Annotated in this window: 15 protein-coding genes; 4 read left to right on the forward strand and 11 right to left on the reverse strand. The window is 42.4% G+C overall.

What is annotated here, in order from left to right; genetic code table 11:
- The first annotated feature begins 130 nt into the window (after positions 1-130).
- Positions 131-895, forward strand: coding sequence for a TrmH family RNA methyltransferase (locus tag BQ7997_RS08550; RefSeq protein ID WP_073345466.1), 765 nt, complete (start codon positions 131-133; stop codon positions 893-895).
- On the opposite strand, the gene BQ7997_RS08555 is transcribed toward BQ7997_RS08550, so the two are convergent.
- The 5 genes from BQ7997_RS08555 to ileS all read right to left on the reverse strand — a co-directional run bounded on the left by BQ7997_RS08555 (position 846) and on the right by ileS (position 6,962).
- Positions 846-1,229, reverse strand: a complete 384-nt coding sequence (locus tag BQ7997_RS08555; RefSeq protein ID WP_073345469.1) for a hypothetical protein — start codon at positions 1,227-1,229, stop codon at positions 846-848. The two genes, BQ7997_RS08550 and BQ7997_RS08555, sit on opposite strands and share 50 nt — an antisense overlap.
- Positions 1,230-1,234: 5 nt before the next feature.
- Positions 1,235-2,311 carry a DUF4296 domain-containing protein gene (locus tag BQ7997_RS08560; protein WP_073345471.1) on the reverse strand — a complete coding sequence of 359 codons (1,077 nt, stop codon included), beginning with the start codon at positions 2,309-2,311 and terminating at the stop codon, positions 1,235-1,237.
- On the reverse strand, positions 2,304-2,960 hold the full coding sequence (locus tag BQ7997_RS08565) for a lipoprotein signal peptidase (RefSeq protein WP_022138808.1): 657 nt from the start codon (positions 2,958-2,960) through the stop codon (positions 2,304-2,306). The genes BQ7997_RS08560 and BQ7997_RS08565 overlap by 8 nt, the downstream gene beginning before the upstream one ends.
- Before the next feature lie 97 nt (positions 2,961-3,057).
- Entirely contained in the window at positions 3,058-3,438 is a 381-nt protein-coding gene (locus BQ7997_RS08570; RefSeq protein ID WP_022138809.1) for a TraR/DksA family transcriptional regulator, read from the reverse strand.
- A 35-nt stretch (positions 3,439-3,473) separates the two neighbouring features.
- Complete coding sequence (gene ileS, locus BQ7997_RS08575) at positions 3,474-6,962, reverse strand: isoleucine--tRNA ligase (RefSeq protein ID WP_073345474.1); 3,489 nt, start codon at positions 6,960-6,962, stop codon at positions 3,474-3,476.
- 212 nt (positions 6,963-7,174) lie between these two features.
- Here ileS and BQ7997_RS08580 point away from each other — a divergent pair, with 212 nt between their 5' ends.
- Positions 7,175-8,224: a DUF2776 domain-containing protein gene (locus tag BQ7997_RS08580; RefSeq protein WP_073345478.1), complete on the forward strand. Its 1,050-nt coding sequence runs from the start codon at positions 7,175-7,177 to the stop codon at positions 8,222-8,224.
- 85 nt (positions 8,225-8,309) lie between these two features.
- On the opposite strand, the gene BQ7997_RS08585 is transcribed toward BQ7997_RS08580, so the two are convergent.
- Complete coding sequence (locus tag BQ7997_RS08585) at positions 8,310-9,848, reverse strand: carbon-nitrogen hydrolase family protein (protein ID WP_022138813.1); 1,539 nt, start codon at positions 9,846-9,848, stop codon at positions 8,310-8,312.
- Between the two features lie 405 nt (positions 9,849-10,253).
- Between BQ7997_RS08585 and BQ7997_RS08590 the strand changes: the two genes are divergently transcribed.
- Positions 10,254-10,727, forward strand: a complete 474-nt coding sequence (locus tag BQ7997_RS08590) for a hypothetical protein (protein ID WP_073345481.1) — start codon at positions 10,254-10,256, stop codon at positions 10,725-10,727.
- Positions 10,728-10,868: 141 nt separating this feature from the next.
- On the opposite strand, the gene BQ7997_RS08595 is transcribed toward BQ7997_RS08590, so the two are convergent.
- Positions 10,869-12,173 carry a DUF3874 domain-containing protein gene (locus BQ7997_RS08595; protein ID WP_073346473.1) on the reverse strand — a complete coding sequence of 435 codons (1,305 nt, stop codon included), beginning with the start codon at positions 12,171-12,173 and terminating at the stop codon, positions 10,869-10,871.
- 336 nt (positions 12,174-12,509) lie between these two features.
- On the opposite strand from BQ7997_RS08595, the gene BQ7997_RS08600 reads away from it, so the two are divergent.
- Positions 12,510-13,142: an HU family DNA-binding protein gene (locus BQ7997_RS08600; protein ID WP_073345483.1), complete on the forward strand. Its 633-nt coding sequence runs from the start codon at positions 12,510-12,512 to the stop codon at positions 13,140-13,142.
- Between the two features lie 132 nt (positions 13,143-13,274).
- Here BQ7997_RS08600 and xylE read toward each other — a convergent pair whose 3' ends face one another.
- The 4 genes from xylE to BQ7997_RS08620 form a co-directional block, all read right to left on the reverse strand.
- Complete coding sequence (gene xylE, locus BQ7997_RS08605) at positions 13,275-14,729, reverse strand: D-xylose transporter XylE (protein WP_044655827.1); 1,455 nt, start codon at positions 14,727-14,729, stop codon at positions 13,275-13,277.
- A gap of 109 nt (positions 14,730-14,838) precedes the next feature.
- Positions 14,839-16,155, reverse strand: coding sequence for a xylose isomerase (gene xylA, locus BQ7997_RS08610; RefSeq protein ID WP_022138821.1), 1,317 nt, complete (start codon positions 16,153-16,155; stop codon positions 14,839-14,841).
- 43 nt (positions 16,156-16,198) lie between these two features.
- The gene (locus tag BQ7997_RS08615; RefSeq protein WP_044655828.1) at positions 16,199-17,722 is read right to left on the reverse strand and encodes a xylulokinase; all 1,524 of its coding nucleotides are present in this window, start codon (positions 17,720-17,722) and stop codon (positions 16,199-16,201) included.
- Positions 17,723-17,784: 62 nt separating this feature from the next.
- Entirely contained in the window at positions 17,785-18,516 is a 732-nt protein-coding gene (locus BQ7997_RS08620; protein ID WP_073345486.1) for an NUDIX hydrolase, read from the reverse strand.
- Positions 18,517-18,605 lie beyond the last annotated feature (89 nt).

An 18,605-nucleotide genomic window follows, 5' to 3' on the forward strand; every position in this document is an offset into this window, starting at 1 on the left:
CGATAGCACAAAAAATGCGATTACAAAGATAAATTATATTTTCCGATGGGGAAAATAAATTAAGAAAAAGAGGGGAAAGTAAGGGTAGATTGGAAATATCTTTATAGCTTTGCAAAAGAATATCAAATATATGGCATCATTAAGTAAAAACAAAATAAAGTATATCCACTCGCTGGAACAGAAGAAAATACGTAGAGAAGAACGGGTATTTCTTGCCGAAGGCCCCAAACTGACAGGCGATTTACTTGAACATTTTCCTTGTCGTTTTTTGGCCGCCACTTCCGTATGGCTTCAAAAGCATCCGGATATTCATGCAGGTGAAATCGCAGAAGTTTCACAGGAAGAACTCTCACGAGCCAGTTTGCTGAAAACTCCCCAACAGGTACTCGCTGTTTTTGAACAGCCCCACTATATTTTAAATCCGGAAGTTGTACACCAGTCCCTTTGCCTGGCACTGGACGACGTTCAGGATCCCGGAAATTTGGGGACTATCATCCGATTAGCCGATTGGTTCGGTATCGAGCATATTATCTGCTCACAGAATACGGTAGACGTATATAACCCAAAAACCGTACAAGCCACCATGGGTGGAATCGCGCGGGTAAAGGTGCATTATACTTCCCTACCCGATTTTATTCGTTCACTTGGAGATGCTCCGGTATTCGGTACTTTCCTGGATGGAAAAAACATGTACGAGCAGCCATTATCCGCCACCGGATTGATCGTTATGGGAAATGAAGGAAACGGAATAGGAAAAGAGGTGGAAACGCTAATCAATAGAAAACTTTATATTCCCAATTATCCGCAGGGGCAGGAAACTTCCGAATCACTCAATGTAGCCATCGCTACCGCAGTAATCTGTGCCGAGTTCCGTCGACAGGCTGCATGGAAATAAAATCAAAGGGATAGAACAAATAAGGAAGCAAGGCTTCCCCTCTCCTCTCCATTTCATGCAAATGTTCATTCAAACTATTTATCAGGCACGGATTACGCGGATTACACGGTTTAAAATATGAGAAAACCGTGTAATCCGCGTAATCCGTGCCTGAAAGATTATACTGACGTGCAGAAAGCAGTACAATAACTCCCGGCATCCATTCAACCGACTCTATTTCTTCAGTCAATGGGAATATACCTTGCGCAATTCCTTCGTCATTAATCTCCACCACCTGCTGTTTCATAAATCCCACATCAGGTATCAGTAAATAATGCGATGCAAATCGTTTCATAATGCCTAACGGGTTTGACGTCTTTGCTGTTGCTGCTTACGCTGGTTCATCTGCCGTTCTCTTCTCTGCTCTATCCTTTCCTGCTGGATATGCTGCTCCACTTCAATCTGCTCCGGCTTCTTCTCACGCTGGGTTCCCGTACGGCGACGGTTCATTTCTTCCGGCGTCAGACGTTGTGCATCTTCTTTATTTTCTTCCACCACTTTTTGTAGCGAATCAACTTTTTCCTTATCAGCAAGTTTTTTCAAAGAATCCACCCGCAAAGCTTCTATCTTATTCAAGGAATCACGAACAGCAAAAGCAAGCGTATCCGTACAATGATAACGAGTCATCGAAAAACGATCGGCCAACAATGCCCCCGCCTTCTGCTGATTTTCCACCGGATAATAAATAAAGCCTCTTATCTCCTTCATCTGTCCCAATGTATCGGCAAAAAGACGTATCTGCTGAATACCCGGCTCGGTCACAGTCTCCCAACGGTTGATTGTATCTTTTTCGTATATCACCTGCATCGCCATGGTAACAAATCTCAAAGAATCGGCAAGCATCGGTTCGAGGAAATGATATCGCACTTCCCACACCAAAGTATCCCGGTCTTTATAATTAGAATCGGTCGGCAAAGTGAATACATACTGATTATTCATCATTTCACCGGTCATACGTACCATGCGCTGCCATGGCCAGACATCAATGCTGTCACCTTGCTTAGTCATTTTCGGCTTCTTGTCACGTTTGGCTATCAGGTCGCCGACAAGTTCCTGTTCGTCTTTCAAACGCTTTCTTACCTTATCATAAATTTTCGATAGCACTTCTGTGTTACGTGTGTACCACACCATAGAGGAGTCGAATGCAGCCTGTGTAGTCCCGTATTTCTTAAAAACGGCATCCACATACAGCGCTTTCTTATAGTTTTCACTATAAGGCAGGTTGTCTCCCATGGATTTTGCCAGATGATAATCATACAGCAGATTCTCCATCTTCGATTCAGAGATGACATCACTGGGCCTTTTCACTTTACACCCGGCCACTGCAAAAGCAAGCATGCAGACAAGACACAGATGAAACCGAAATTTATTATTCATGATTCGCACTTTCTTCCTTTTTATCTTTATCCAACGAATGGTAGGATTCATTCAGATATTTACTATAAAAGAGCAACAGAGCAATGATACCACAACTGATGGCAGCATCAGCAAAATTAAAGATCGGACTGAAGAATATAAAATGTTCTCCACCTACAAACGGCATCCATGTGGGCCAGTTTGTATCTATTATCGGAAAATAGAACATATCCACCACTTTACCGTAAAACCAGGTAGAATATCCGCCGCCTTCGGGCATGAAACTCGCAATCTGCGAATGAGTGCTTTCATTGAAAATGACGCCATAGAATACACTGTCGATAATATTTCCCAATGCACCGGTCAGGATCAAAGCTACACAAACGATGTATCCGGTTTTAAAGCCTTTCTTCACTATTTTATAGAGATACCAACCTATCAATGCCACAGCGACAATACGGAATGTAGTCAGGAATAACTTACCAAAGATTTCCATGCCGAAAGCCATCCCGTTGTTTTCGGTGAAATAGATATAAAACCAATCTGTCACACGGTTACTCTGGTGCCAGTACATGTTAGTTTTAATCCAGATTTTAATGACCTGGTCAATAATTAATACGGAAAAGATAACGATGAGAGCAATTCTCCCCTTCGTGAATAGTTTCTTCATGTGTTCATTTAAATTAAACATAACGAGCTACAAGTGCCGTGCGTAAACTTTGCGCAGCTACTTGTAGCTCGTTACCCGTAGCTTATGTAGCTATCTATTATTTTTTACCACTGTTTTTTGCCTCAATACTCAAAGTGGCATGAGGAACAGCACGCAAACGCTCTACCGGAATCAACTTTCCCGTTTCACGGCAAATGCCATACGTTTTATTCTCAATACGTATCAAAGCAGCCTGCAATCCCTGGATAAACTTCAACTGGCGCTGTGCCAGGCGGGTAGTCTCTTCTTTTGAAAGCGTATTAGCTCCTTCTTCCAACACTTTGTATGTAGGAGATGTATCGTCGGTATCATTACCGTCCAATCCCATCAGACTCCTCTTCAACTGTTCATAGTCACGTTGTGCCAATTCCAGTTTCTCCATTATGATGGCACGGAATTCTTCGAGTTCCGCATCTGAGTATCTAGTCTTTTCTGCCATAATCTTACAATTTTAAAAGGTTAATCAATATAGTATTAGTCTTTTATCACATTCACGAACAGTGAGAAATCATCGAAGTTAAGCTCTGTAGCGTCTTTCACCTCATCTACAAGTTCCAAAGATGTGCCTAAAACCTGGTTACAAATATAAGTATTATATTCTTTTACCGCATCATCTGTTTGCGTATTTTTCGAGATTGTTATTTTTATTTTGTCTGTAATCTCGAAACCGCTTGATTTACGTATATTCTGGATACGATTCACCAATTCGCGGGCAATACCTTCACGACGCAACTCTTCGGTAACAGTCACTTCAAGCGCAACAGTCAGTTTGCCTTCGTTGGCAACCAGCCATCCCGGAATGTCTTCACTGAAGATTTCCACATCCGTCGCTTCGATGACAGCTTCCGCTCCGTCCAGGTTCAATGTATATTTTCCGTTCTTTTCCAGTTCGGCAATTGCTTCCTGTGACATTTCCGCAACAGCAGCGGCCACCGCTTTCATTTGTTTTCCAAATTTAGGGCCGAGCTTCTTAAAGTCACATTTCACTTTCTTCACCAATACACCGGCCGCACCATCTACGAACTTGACTTCTTTGACATTTACTTCATTCATAATCAAGTTCTTCACGGCTTCGATATGGGCTTTCTGCTCCTCATCCACCACCGGAACCATGATACATTGCAGCGGTTGGCGAACCTTGATATTCACTTTACGGCGCAATGCCAATACCATAGACGTCACATCCTGTGCCATCTGCATACGGGCTTCCAATTCCTTGTCTATCCTGTTTTCCTGACATTCAGGGAATTTAGCCAAGTGGACAGAAACCACATTATCGCGCCCTGTTGCAGTAACCAAGTCCGTATATAAACGGTCTGCATAGAACGGAGATATGGGAGACATTAATTTGGCAACTGTTTCAAGACAGGTATACAGTGTCTGGTATGCAGACAATTTGTCCTGTGTAAATTCACCACCCCAGAAACGTTTACGGTTCAGGCGAACATACCAGTTAGACAAATTATCGTTCACAAAGTCAGAAATCAGACGACCTGCCTTTGTCGGCTCATATTCATTATAGCAAGTATCCACCTCTTTTATCAGTGTATTCAATACAGACAGAATCCAACGGTCGATTTCCGGGCGTTCCGCCATCGGGACATCAGCTTCTTTGTATTCAAATCCATCCACATTGGCATAAAGCGCGAAGAATGAATAAGTATTATATAAAGTACCGAAGAACTTACGGCGAACTTCTTCCACTCCTTCAACATCGAATTTCAAATTATCCCACGGAGAAGAGTTGGTAATCATATACCAACGCAACGGGTCTGAACCATACTTTTCAATCGTAGTAAACGGATCGACAGCGTTATTCAGACGCTTGGACATTTTGTTACCATTCTTATCAAGCACCAGCCCGTTGGAGATTACAGCTTTATATGACACACTATCAAATACCATAGTGGCAATAGCATGCAACGTAAAGAACCAACCACGTGTCTGATCCACTCCTTCCGCGATAAAGTCGGCCGGATATACCTCACGGTTATCCAACATTTCCTTATTCTCAAACGGATAATGAATCTGCGCATATGGCATAGCACCCGAATCGAACCAAACATCGATCAAGTCGGATTCACGCTTCATCGGCTGACCGTCTTTCGATACCAATATCACATCGTCTACATAAGGACGGTGAAGGTCAATCTTATCATAGTTCTCTTCAGTATATTCGCCCGGAACAAAACCTTTATCCTTATAAGGATTTGATTTCATAAATCCGGCAGCTACCGATTTTTCTATTTCATTATAAAGTTCTTCTACAGACTCGATACATATCTCATCAGAGTTATCTTCCGTACGCCAGATAGGTAACGGAGTACCCCAATAACGGGAACGACTCAGGTTCCAGTCATTCAGATTTTCCAGCCACTTGCCGAAACGTCCTGTTCCGGTAGATTCCGGTTTCCAGTTGATGGTCTTGTTCAGTTCTATCATACGTTCCTTGCAGGCAGTAGAACGGATAAACCAGCTATCCAATGGATAATAAAGTACCGGTTTGTCTGTACGCCAGCAATGCGGATAGTTGTGGACATGTTTCTCTATCTTGAAAGCCTTGTTGTTGGCTTTCATCATCATGGCAATCACAATATCCAGAGACTCGGCAGCTTGTGCGGCTTTCTCATCGTATTTGCCATCTACCATAAATTGAGGATCATAGGCATTTTTCACCCATGCGCCCTGATATTCCTTGTATTTATCTACATCAACGCATTCCTTCACAAACTCTTCGTCCAGTTCATCCAATAGATAGAATTTACCGGTCAGGTCTACCATCGGGCGAGTTTCACCTTTCTTATTAATCATGAACAGTGACGGGATTCCTGCAGCACGTGCCACATTCGCGTCGTCCGCACCAAATGTCGGTGCAATGTGGACGATACCTGTACCATCTTCTGTAGTCACATAATCACCTGGAATTACACGGAAAGCTTTATCACTGGCTTTCCAGGCACCGTCTTCGGATACTTCAACCGGCTTCACCCAAGGAATCAGTTGCTCGTATTCCATGCCAATCAGGTCAGCGCCTTTATATTCGGCAATTACCTTGAACGGCACAAGCTTATCTCCAGCCTTGTAATCTTCCAGTTTCAAATCTGCCGCTTTCGCATTGAAATGTACATTCAACAAAGCCTTTGCCAAGACAACCGTAATCGGTTCTCCGGTATAAGAATTATAAGACTGTACGGCAACATAATCAATTTTCGGCCCTACACAAAGCGCTGTATTTGAAGGCAATGTCCACGGAGTGGTTGTCCATGCTATAAAATAAGGAGTTCCCCACTCTGCCATTTCCGGCTTGGGGTTCTTCATCTTAAACTGGGCAACGGCAGTTGTATCTTTTACATCACGATAGCAACCCGGCTGGTTCAACTCGTGTGAGCTCAATCCTGTTCCCGCAGCCGGAGAATACGGTTGGATAGTATATCCTTTATATAACAGTCCTTTTTTGTGCAATTGCTTCAACAACCACCACAGTGTTTCAATATAGCGGTTATCATATGTGATATAAGGATGCTTCATATCCACCCAATATCCCATCTGATGAGTCAGGTCTTCCCACTCTTTGGTATATTTCATCACGTCTTTGCGGCAAGCGGCATTGTAATCGGCAACAGAGATTTTCTTACCAATATCTTCCTTCGTGATACCCAATGCTTTTTCCACACTTAGTTCCACAGGCAGTCCGTGCGTATCCCATCCGGCCTTACGCTTTACCTGATAACCTTTCATCGTCTTGTAACGGCAGAAAATATCCTTAATAGTACGAGCCATTACATGGTGAATACCCGGCATACCATTAGCCGAGGGTGGCCCTTCAAAAAACACGAATGAAGGGCAGCCGTCACGTTCTGTCATACTCTTGGCGAAAACCTGGTTTTCGTCCCATTTCTTCAGCACATCTTTGTTCACCTGCGAAAGGTCAAACTGCGAATACTCAGTAAATCTCTTACTCATAGCTGTATCTACGATTTTACTATATTACAATTTACACTTTGAGGGGTATCCCCGTTTTTAAGGGTGCAAATTTACAAAAACATTTGTTTAGTTGAGCAAAAAGCAATGACTTTTAATCAGAATCATGTGAAGTTAATGATTATAAACGGCTTGCGCCTTAAACAAAACGGATATATCCTTGTTGTAGTGGAAAACCTAAAAGCACTTAACTTATGAATTACGGTATTAGTATTTTATTCAGAGCAATCCCTTTGGCGATGGCACTTTTTTGCTTCGGATACGGAGCATTTATTTATGGTTACGGAGATGCAGGAAATCGTGTAGTAGCGGGGCCTGTCGTATTCTCACTAGGTATGATATGTATTGCGCTGTTTTGTACGGCAGCCACTATTATCCGGCAAATCATACATACTTATAACCAGACGGCGAAATATGTTTTGCCCATCATAGGATACTTGGCAGCTACAATTACCATTATCAGTGGTATCTGTATTTTCAGTAATGCCGCTTCCACTTCTGCCTTCGTCGCTGGTCATGTAATTACAGGAGTAGGATTTATCACAACCTGCGTAGCTACTGCCGCCACTTCTTCCACCCGCTTTTCTTTGATTCCGGGAAATTCAAAAGCGACGGATAATGAAGTTCCACAGGGAGCCTTCTCCGTGGGACAAAGACGGGTATTAGTAATTATTGCAACCATCATTTCCCTTATCGCATGGATATGGGCTTTTGTCTTATTAGGTAACAGCCATTCCCATCCCGCCTATTTTGTAGCAGGACATGTAATGGTAGGCCTTGCATGTATTTGTACCAGCTTGATTGCGCTGGTAGCTACTATCGCACGCCAAATACGTAATGAATATCTGGAAAAGGAACGAAGCAAATGGCCGAAACTGGTTCTACTGATGGGCTCAATCTCTTTTATATGGGGGATATTCGTGATTCTTGCGGATTCAGGTAGCGCAAATGGTACCACGGGATATATTATGCTTGGTCTCGGTCTGGTTTGTTACAGCATTTCCAGCAAAGTAATCCTGTTGGCCAAAATATGGAGACAGGAATTTAAACTAGCCAACCGTATCCCCATGATTCCGATATTGACGGCATTAGCCTGCTTGTTTCTAGCAGCATTCGTATTTGAGCTTGCAACGGAACATGCTGATTATTTTATTCCGGCACGTGTTTTAACAGGATTAGGAACCATCTGTTTCACCCTGTTTTCTATCGTTAGCATACTGGAAAGCGGTACTTCTTCGAGGTAAAAATATAGCGTCACTATGTGCCCCGGATAGTGACGCTATCCTAAGCATATAGTGACGCCATCGTGACAGGATAGCGTCACTATTTTTATTTCTTCAATCTGACCTCGTAGACATCGTTCCTGCGGTCTTTCAAGTTGCGGACACTACCATAAGTATGTAGTTCGTTCAATAAATCCAAATCGACATCGGACACCAGAATCATTTCCGTATTCGGAGTTGCCTCTGCCCTCTTTCCATCGGTCGGGAAAGCAAAGTCACATGGAGTAAATACGCCGGACTGGGCATATTGAATATCCATATTATGTACACGGGGAAGATTGCCCACACTTCCTGCAATGACTACGAAACATTCATTTTCAATGGCACGTGCCTGTGCGCAGACACGAACACGGGAATAAGCATTCTGCGTATCTGTCAAGAAAGGTACAAACAATATCTGCATCCCCTGGTCTGCCATCAAACGGGAAAGTTCGGGAAACTCTACATCATAGCAAATCAAAACGCCAATCTTCGCGCAATCAGTATCAAAGGTATTCAACAGCCTGCCGCCATTAAGTCCCCAGCTTTTTATTTCATCAGGAGTGACGTGCATCTTCTCATACATTTCGTACGTTCCGTCACGCCGGCAAAGGAATCCTACGTTATAAAGCAGTCCGTCCTCTTTTACGTATGGCATACTACCGGTGATAATATTGATATTATAGCTAATAGCCAGATTTACAAATCGTTCCCGAATCTCATCCGTATATTGAGCCAATCCGCGAATAGCCTGTGATTCTCCTTTATCATTATACTTCGACATCAAAGGAGCATTAAAATACTCCGGGAAGAGTACAAAGTCACTCTTATAGTCCGATACTGCGTCCACAAAGAATTCCACCTGTTCAAACAGATCGTCCAATGTTTTATAACTACGCATCTGCCATTGTACCAAGCCTACACGAACGGTAGTTTTAGGGCTTATATATTCCTGCGTAGGTGGCTGATAATAGATATTATCCCATTGCAGCAAACAAGCATAATGTTTCGATTCTTCATCGTTCGGAAGATAATTGGTCATTACCTTGCGAACATGGAAATCATTCGATAACTGGAAAGTAAGAACCGGATCATAAATTTCACGTTGGCGAACCCGTGCGATATATTCTTTCGGACGCATCTTATCGGCATACTTGTGATAATTCGGAATACGTCCGCCGAACATAATGGCTTTCAAATTCAATGTTTCACAAAGTTCCTTGCGATATTCATACATACGACGTGCCAGGCGCAACCCGCGGTATCCCGGATGAATAAACACTTCAATGCCATACAGGATATTTCCTTTGGGATTATGCGTATTGAAAGTTTCCTTACCAGTGACTTGCGCATAAGTATGGTCATTCTTCACTTTGTCATAATCGACAATAATAGACAGGGCACAACCTACAATTTTATCGTCAACCACTGTTACAATCTGTCCTTCCGGGAAAATACTTATTAATTTCTTGATTTGGGCATGAGTCCAGAACACATCGCTGCCGTCAGAATAAACACGGGTAAACGATTGGGATAATTGTGTGTAATCTTCTATTTGAAGGTTACGTATCTGCACTTTATTAATTTTAATCGGATGTTGTTCCATAACAATACGTGTTTTTATTTTAAAGACAGTGCAAAGGTACTGTTTATCTTTATACATTGTCATTACAAAATAAAAAATGCATTATACCTAATTTTAAGATGTGCTTTAAAAATAGCTACAGCACTTCATAACATCACATAATTTTCACACAGATTCTTGCGCTATTTAATTTGTGACTTCCAAAAATTATCGTACATTTGCAACGACTAACATTTTATATCCACAGAAGCAGTGAACCTGCTTCAACTCCAGTGGCAGGCATTTTTATGCCTGTTACTGTCGTAGATACGCGGTTTCGTACCCCCGTGGGGAACGTTAATGCGTCCCCAGCTTCTGTGGAGTGTTAGTCAACGGGAAAGGCGGAACCGTTTTTTTATTCCCGCCTATCTTAAAAACCGTTGCATCATGCATGAAGAACAAAGCAATGCATCTGTAAAAGCCGTTCGCAGCAATCGGCAGGAAGCAGATTCTTCCAATCCGGAAGAAAAAGAGAAATTAAAGCAGTTTTATTTAGACCAATCACGACGACTATGCCCTACCGTATCGGCCGATTGTTCGGAAACGCAACGTTTGGGAGCGTTACACCACAAAATCAAGCATTTTATTAAAGCGTTGGCCAACTTTGACCGTCCATGGGAAAATGGGATGCCGGAGATGCAAAAGGCTTGCCTACATTTTCTGGCTTTACAAAATTCACCTCGTACAGAATGCCAAAAAATATTTGAAGAATGGACGAAATGGTCGGATTTCCTGATCGCAGCTTCCTTTCATCGTGGTTTCCTCAGTCAGATATTGCAAGACTATCATCGCCAATTACGTGACTTGGAAAAACTCTTGGGTGGCAAACCATCCGAAACTCAGAATATAACCAACGAGTAACACAAACTGATATTCGTTCAAATATCCTGCTTTCCGTCGTATGACCAGACGAACGTAAAGCGGGAGTTTGTTTTTTAAATATCCTAATCAGCAAATCACTTTTCAACGTAATCACCTTAAACATAGCCTAATACAATGACACTACTCTTTCGTAGCCAAAAGATTAAATACATAATAGCGATTCCCAAAAGACGTATGTTTGGCAAAAAATCCCATTGCAGATAGTCTTAGACTTAATTGCCGTGCAGATATATCCCTCAAAGCAGCCGAATTGAATTTACGCATTATCTGAAATATTTCGGCAGTTGTCAGCCAAATACCTTTTTCCGTATCAAGAGGACGACGGAAGCAGCAATGAAACACATCCTCCAATAAAGACTGACGATAATATGCCTTGTTGTGTTTCTGCAAAGCTTTTTCTTCTTCCTTGTTTAAATGATCCGGTGCATTGGACTCCAATTCTTCTTTTAGCTGTGCGTATATTTGTTTATGCTCCAATGGCTCTTCCGATATCGGTTTCAAGACTTCTACACAAAGGAAACGGCGGCTTCCCGTAGGATCGGTTAGAACCTGATAAACATTCGTTGTTGCTATAAAAGAAGCGAGACGGGGTTCATTCACCCACCCCAATCGCTTGCCATGAAAAACGGATACATTCACCATTTGGAGAAGATTTTTTAATGTAGCCTGTTGGCTCTCTTTTATTTTATCAAATTCGTCCAAATTAATCAAGCCGTTCTTTACCAGTTTTTTCTCCGGGGAACTGCCTGTCGCCAGATTCAAATTATCCAGAAAATAACATCGAAGTGAATCCGGCATCAATAAACGGCAGAAGGTACTTTTGCTCAATCCCTGCTTTCCACTTATTAATACAGGTGTAAGTACATTGGCATGCAAACGTTCTTCCCCACTCCATTGCGAAAGCATCGCCCGCAACCAACAACGCCCTCCTTTCAGCCAAAGTTCATTATCCGAAACCCTTAATAATAAAGGGGTCACCCGGTCTACTCCATCCCAGGGCGGCAACTCCTTTACATAAAGATGAAAAGGATTATAAGACCCAACTTTGTTTGACAGGACAAAGGTAGGCACATCCCCTCTCCAACAAGGAATTCCATCCAAACGGGCGTCCACAATAATGCCATTCATTTCGCGTTCATTAATGGGGCGAAAAACATTCTTTTCACTTATCCCTCTGTACTCCGTTGCACCTGTCAGGCTATTATAGCGAAATACAAAATTATTATCCAGATACTCCTTTAATTGTAAGGTCAACGACTTGTTCCATTTATTATTAGGCTTAGGATTTTTTTCCGGTTTATTCTCCGTAACCACTTGTTCTGCCTTCTCCGGTATTGCAGATTCCGGAACTACCGGTTTCTGCAACTGTTTCTGTACAAATAACTGTTTTATTGTCTCTACCATTTCTCTAATCATTGTCTTCATATTCGTCATTCTTTTAATTATTATGAAATTTGAGACACAAAAGTATAATACTAAAGACCGGATTTGCAAATAAGTAGCTTCATTCTTTTTAATAAAATGAACTAACAGAAATAAACCGTTGAAGTATTGTTTTTGATTAGAATAATTAGTAATTTTGACGCATCATATTAGTTGTAGCACCAATTGTGCGATAGCTGTCGCACATAATGAGCAACAGTTGTTGCACAATATGTGAGTTAGCTGTTGCACATAATGTGAGCCAATCAATAGATAGGCACAAAAAAATAAAACAACTGCGTAAATCTGCTAATTGATGCGCACAAAACAACTAAAGCAATGAATGCACTTTATGATTTCTTCCTAACTCCTCAACCCAAAGACTCCAATAAAACGAGATATCACGCCCGGCTGGTCGTACGGGATACCATTACACTAGAGGATATTGCCGAAAGGATTGAATCCAGAAGTAGTTTAAGACAAAGCGACGTAATAGGCTCTTTTATAGAGTTCGCAGATGTTTTCAAACAAGAATTATCCAATGGTAACAGCATTCATATTCCCGGGGTCGGTTCATTCCGTATCAAGGCTGAATCTCCTGAAGTACGTTCTCCAAAAGAGATGCGTGCCGAAAACGTCCATTGCAGTGGAATCGTCTTCACACCGGAGAAAGACTTGCTTCGTGAATTAAAAGCTACCACTTTTGAGAAAGTGAGCGAGCCCCGGCGTTCACAAGAATTAAGCGATATAGAAATTGATGGAAAACTGGCAGAGTTTTTTAGAGACAACTCTTACATCACTACACAACAGCTTTGCTCTATCTGTGGGTTACGGAAGGCAACTGCGCTTCGCAGATTACAGAAACGGGTGGATGAAGGGAAACTGACTCATCCGGGGTATCTTCGTTCTCCTTTTTATTTTCCTGTGCCGGGATGGTTTGGAATATCCAGAAATATAGTTGATGCAAAATAAGCTATTGATTTACTGAAAGATATGCATATAAATGATTATGACACCATACCATTGGCATGATGTCATAATCTTGATAGAATCCTGCCGTCACACTGAAATCCTGACGACACGATGAAATTACACTAACCTAATTTACTTGTTTTTCTTCCAAAGCTTGCTCATATCTTCCAGTGTCTTGCCTTTCGTTTCGGGTACCCAACGCCATACGAAGATTGCGGCAGCTACACAGATAATTCCATAAAGGCTATAAGCGAACATCGGACTGAAATCGTACAATGCCGGGAAAGTGGAAGATATAATATAATTGAATATCCATTGGAAAGCTACGGCGATGGCAACTGCCTTGCCGCGGATTGTATTCGGGAAGATTTCTGAAATCAGTACCCAGCAAATCGGCCCCCATGACATCATGAAGAATGCAGCATATACGATAACTGAAAGTACCGGGAAGATTCCCTTTATAGCCATGCTATCGCACATTGCCACTGCAAATGCTCCTACTGCCATACCGATGGATCCGATAATCAATAGCGGTTTACGTCCGAAACGGTCTACGGTAAAGATAGCAACCAATGTGAAGATGATGTTTACGATACCCATAATAACAGTTTGCATCATACCGCCACCTTCTGCTCCTGCATTTTCGAAAATACGCGGAGCATAATAAAGTACCGCATTAATGCCGATAGCCTGTTGGAACACAGAAAGAAGAATACCGATAACAATTACTGCCACTCCATAAGTAAAAAGTTTCTCTGTCTTTTCGTGAGCAGTAGCTTTAATATCATTAAGGATTTCCTGCGCTTTTGCCTTACCGTTGATTTTTTCCAGAATGGAGTAAGCTTTTTCATCCTGCTGTACCAATACCAGATAACGTGGAGTTTTCGGCACAAAGAATAGTAACAGACCGAAGAAAGCGGCAGGGAAAGCCTCAGAGCCGAACATATAACGCCAGCCTTCAAATACAGTCCACATATCAGATTCGGAGCTAACTGATAAAACTCCGGCAGCATCTTTCAGGATAACAGGATTCTGGTGGTCGCCCATAATCAGGTAATTCACAAAATACACCACCAACATACCAAAGATAATAGCAAACTGGTTGCACGAAACAAGTGTTCCACGGATGTTGGAAGGAGCTATTTCCGCGATATACATCGGACAAACGGCAGATGCCAGTCCGACGCCGATACCACCTAAGACACGATAAAGATTAAATGTAATCAGCAAGTCCATATTCGGTTTTCCGTATTCGAAAAACAGGAATTCCGGATAGTAAGAACCTAATGCTGAAAGGAAAAAAAGTACGGCGGCAAGTCTCAACGAATTACGGCGTCCCAAGCGGGAAGCGAATATACCGGAGAGAGCACCACCAAGCACGCAGCCTATCAATGCACTGGATGAAGTAATTCCATGCATTACTTTATTATATTGGAAATCAGAGGCTGAAAGGAAAAAAGCTTCCAAGCCTTTTTCTGCGCCGGAAATAACTGCCGTGTCATAACCGAAAAGCAGTCCGCCCAGGATAGCAACGGATGTGATGGAATACAAATAAAGTTTGCTTCCTTCGTTCGTTGTATTGTTCATAGTTTCTATAAGTTGGATAAAGTAGTGTGTAGTAGTTGGATTAGATATAAAAAGAAGGCGATAAAGCAGCAGTTCCCCACTGCCCTATCGTCTTAGTATTAGATTTTAATTAGCAATACATATTCAGGATTGCTTCATAAAGTTCTTGTTTTCCGCTAGTCTGCTTCGGTTCGCCGTTTGCTTTAGCATAAGCAACTACGTCTTCCAAAGTCAGCTTGCCGTCTTCAAATTCTTTACCTTTACCACCGTCAAATGAAGCATAACGGTCAGACAGCATTTTCTTGTACGGAGATTCGTTCAGCAAAGCTGCTGCGCTTTCCAATGCGCGAGCCATAGCGTCCATACCTGCAATGTGAGCGATAAAGATATCTTCCAGGTCGGTAGAGTTACGACGGGTCTTAGCGTCGAAGTTTGTTCCACCATTGCCCAAACCACCGTTGCGGATAATCTGCATCATAGCCTGAGTCAGTTCGTAGTTGTCAATCGGGAATTGGTCTGTATCCCAACCATTCTGATAGTCACCACGGTTAGCGTCGATAGAACCCAACATGCCGTTGTCCACTGCTACTGCCAATTCATGTTCGAAAGTATGACCTGCCAAGGTTGCATGGTTTACTTCGATATTTACTTTAAAGTCTTTATCCAGACCATGAGCTTTCAAGAAGCCGATTACAGTTTCCGTATCTACGTCATACTGATGCTTAGTCGGTTCCATCGGTTTCGGTTCAATCAGGAAAGTACCTTTGAAGCCACGGGCACGGGCATAGTCGCGAGCGATAGTCAACATCTGTGCCAGATGTTCTTTTTCACGTTTCTGGTCTGTGTTCAGAAGAGACATATATCCTTCACGTCCACCCCAGAATACATAGTTCTGACCACCAAGTTCGATAGTAGCGTCAATCGCATTCTTAATCTGAACAGCAGCACGGGCCACAACGTCAAAATCAGGATTAGTAGCAGCACCGTTCATATAACGGGCATGACCGAATACATTGGCAGTACCCCACAACAGTTTGATGCCTGTTTCAGCTTGTTTCTGCTTTGCGTATGCTACGATTTCTTTCAGATTAGCTTCGTATTCTTCGATGCTTGCACCTTCAGAAACCAAGTCTACGTCATGGAAACAGTAGTATTCGATACCCATTTTCTGCATGAATTCAAAACCTGCGTCCATTTTATCTTTTGCAGCCTGAACAGCATCTGCATTACCATTCCAAGGGAATTGTTTTGTTCCGCCACCGAATTGGTCACCGCCTTCCGCACACAATGTATGCCACCATGCCATAGCGAATCTCAACCAATCTTTCATCTTTTTACCGTTGATTACCTTTTCAGCATCATAGTAACGGAATGCCATCGGGTTTTTACTATCTTTACCTTCGAACTTAATCTTTTCAATTCCCGGGAAAAATTCTTTTGTTGCCATAATTCTTTTTTATTTTTTAAATGGTTATTATTTATATTGTCAATTACTTATCTGAAGAAAGAACCGGAGCCGGTATTTTGCCTGCCATTGATTTTTCAAGGCGATATTTCCATTTGGCATATGCGTCCGCATATTCCTGACGTTTAGCCACATTAGGCTCAATCACATCCAGTTTGTCGAGCGTGGCAAACGCCTCGTTATTATCTTTGTAGATACCTGCGCCAATGCCCGCACCTTTCGCTGCGCCTACCGAACCGTCCGTATCATAAAGCTCGATAGTGGCTCCCGTTACTCCTGCCAACGTATCACGGAATATCGAACTCAGGAACATATTGGCGTGTCCGGCATGAATCATCTTCACAGGAATACCCATCTGCTCCATAATATCAATACCATATTTAAAGGAGAACACGATACCTTCCTGAGCAGCGCGAATGATATGATGTTTGCCATGTGCATTGAAATCCAGCCCGCGAATACTGCAACCGATTTCCTTATTGTTCAGCATACGCTCGGCACCGTTGCCGAAGGGAAGGATACTGATTCCAGCGCTTCCGATAGGCGCCTTGGAAGCCAGGACGTTCATTTCATTATAAGATATTCCTTCGGGAGCAATCGTACGTTTCACCCATGAATTAAGGATACCTGTTCCGTTGATGCAGAGCAGTACACCCAAGCGAGTCTGTTCTGTTGAATGATTGACATGCGCAAAGGTATTGACACGTGATTGAGGGTCATAATTCACTTCACCGTTTACTCCATAAACCACTCCCGATGTTCCTGCCGTAGAAGCTATCTCACCCGGATTGAACACATTCAGAGAAAGGGCATTATTAGGCTGGTCACCGGCGCGGTAGGTGATTGGAGTTCCCTCTTTCAGTCCCAGTTCTTTGGCTGTCGCAGCATTGACACGTCCCTGTTCCGCAAAAGTCGGTTTGATATCCGCAATCAAAGAAGAATCAAATCCGTAGTAGTCCATTAAGAAATCGGCTACCCGGTTGTTCTTGAAATCCCAAAACATTCCTTCCGAAAGGCCGGAAACTGTTGTGCAGATTTCTCCGCTTAGCTTCATGGCGATATAATCACCCGGAAGCATTATTTTGTAAATCTGCTCATAGATAGCAGGTTCATTGGCTTTAATCCATGCCAGTTTGGAAGCGGTAAAGTTGCCCGGCGAGTTCAACAGATGAGAAAGACATTTCTCCTCTCCTATTGTCTCAAATGCTTTCTGTCCGTAAGGCACGGCACGAGAGTCACACCAAATAATAGCAGGGCGCAACACATGCTGATTCTTGTCAACGCACACCAGTCCGTGCATTTGATAAGAAATACCGATAGCTTTAATTTCGGCAGCACTGACACCCGATTCAGTCATAATGGCCTGCGTAGCCGACTTCAGGTTTTCCCACCAACTTTCCGGGTCTTGTTCAGCCCATCCGGGGTTTACTGCGATAATATTCGCTTCTGTTTTCGGGAAAAATGCCGATGATACACATTTGCCTGTCTCAGCATTTACCAGACTCGCTTTTACAGACGAGCTACCTATGTCATAACCTAATAGAAACATTTTTTAGTGATTAACGGATTAATGATTTTAGTGATTAACGGATGGCGTTCTGGTATTAACCCTTACCGCCTTACCTTATTATATATCTTCTTGTCAAATTTATAATAACGGGCGGCACGATGAGCCACTCCTTGTTGTTTTTCTTCCAAAGGAACTACATATTCCATCATGGCTATCTTCTTATGGAAATTGCGCACATCTACCGCTTTATCATATACTAACTCAAAAAGAGTTCTTAATTGTGCAGCCGTAAATTTACGCGGAAGCAGTTCGAATAGCATGGAAGGATTAAATTCCACGAACTGGCGGATATAAGTCATCGCTTCCCGAATAATCAAATTATGGTCGAAAGCCAATGTCTTGACGTCTTTCAAAGCAATCCAACAAGCCTGATGCTCATCCAAATTCTTATCCAATGCACGGTCTATCTTTACCATTGACAGATAAGCGATAGTCACAATACGTTCTACCCTCGACTGCATGGCACGTTCCAGCCAACGCACGTCTTTAGGATTACTGGTTCTGTTCTTAGAACCGAATGCTTTGAACTGCATCAGGTTCACATTTTTGAGTCCTGTCAATTCAAACAATACGCGTTGTGCAGCTTCATCCAAATCTTCATCCATATATATAAGACTTCCGGGAAGTTTCATATCGTGATATACCTCACCGTTTTCTTCACCTGCACGTTTTACAAGCAATACTTTCAGTTGTTCTCCGTCAAAACCAATCACTACACAGTCTACTGATATGTGATTGTTGGCCAAAGGGGTATTTTTCTGTATATTCTGCATATCTATTTCTTTAAGACGATGCAAATATAGAAGGGAAATACTGTCAAAGCAAACTTATAAAACATGCTATAAAACATTGTTTTTCATAT

The organism is Bacteroides congonensis (genome assembly GCF_900130125.1).
GTDB lineage: Bacteria > Bacteroidota > Bacteroidia > Bacteroidales > Bacteroidaceae > Bacteroides > Bacteroides congonensis.

Bases quoted from the DNA above. Each gene is read 5' to 3' on its own strand.
- BQ7997_RS08550 (WP_073345466.1), top strand. From the start codon at position 131: ATGGCATCATTAAGTAAAAACAAAATAAAGTATATCCACTCGCTGGAA.
- BQ7997_RS08555 (WP_073345469.1), bottom strand. From the start codon at position 1,229: ATGAAACGATTTGCATCGCATTATTTACTGATACCTGATGTGGGATTT.
- BQ7997_RS08560 (WP_073345471.1), bottom strand. From the start codon at position 2,311: ATGAATAATAAATTTCGGTTTCATCTGTGTCTTGTCTGCATGCTTGCT.
- BQ7997_RS08565 (WP_022138808.1), bottom strand. From the start codon at position 2,960: ATGAAGAAACTATTCACGAAGGGGAGAATTGCTCTCATCGTTATCTTT.
- BQ7997_RS08570 (WP_022138809.1), bottom strand. From the start codon at position 3,438: ATGGCAGAAAAGACTAGATACTCAGATGCGGAACTCGAAGAATTCCGT.
- ileS (WP_073345474.1), bottom strand. From the start codon at position 6,962: ATGAGTAAGAGATTTACTGAGTATTCGCAGTTTGACCTTTCGCAGGTG.
- BQ7997_RS08580 (WP_073345478.1), top strand. From the start codon at position 7,175: ATGAATTACGGTATTAGTATTTTATTCAGAGCAATCCCTTTGGCGATG.
- BQ7997_RS08585 (WP_022138813.1), bottom strand. From the start codon at position 9,848: ATGGAACAACATCCGATTAAAATTAATAAAGTGCAGATACGTAACCTT.
- BQ7997_RS08590 (WP_073345481.1), top strand. From the start codon at position 10,254: ATGCATGAAGAACAAAGCAATGCATCTGTAAAAGCCGTTCGCAGCAAT.
- BQ7997_RS08595 (WP_073346473.1), bottom strand. From the start codon at position 12,173: ATGAAGACAATGATTAGAGAAATGGTAGAGACAATAAAACAGTTATTT.
- BQ7997_RS08600 (WP_073345483.1), top strand. From the start codon at position 12,510: ATGAATGCACTTTATGATTTCTTCCTAACTCCTCAACCCAAAGACTCC.
- xylE (WP_044655827.1), bottom strand. From the start codon at position 14,729: ATGAACAATACAACGAACGAAGGAAGCAAACTTTATTTGTATTCCATC.
- xylA (WP_022138821.1), bottom strand. From the start codon at position 16,155: ATGGCAACAAAAGAATTTTTCCCGGGAATTGAAAAGATTAAGTTCGAA.
- BQ7997_RS08615 (WP_044655828.1), bottom strand. From the start codon at position 17,722: ATGTTTCTATTAGGTTATGACATAGGTAGCTCGTCTGTAAAAGCGAGT.
- BQ7997_RS08620 (WP_073345486.1), bottom strand. From the start codon at position 18,516: ATGCAGAATATACAGAAAAATACCCCTTTGGCCAACAATCACATATCA.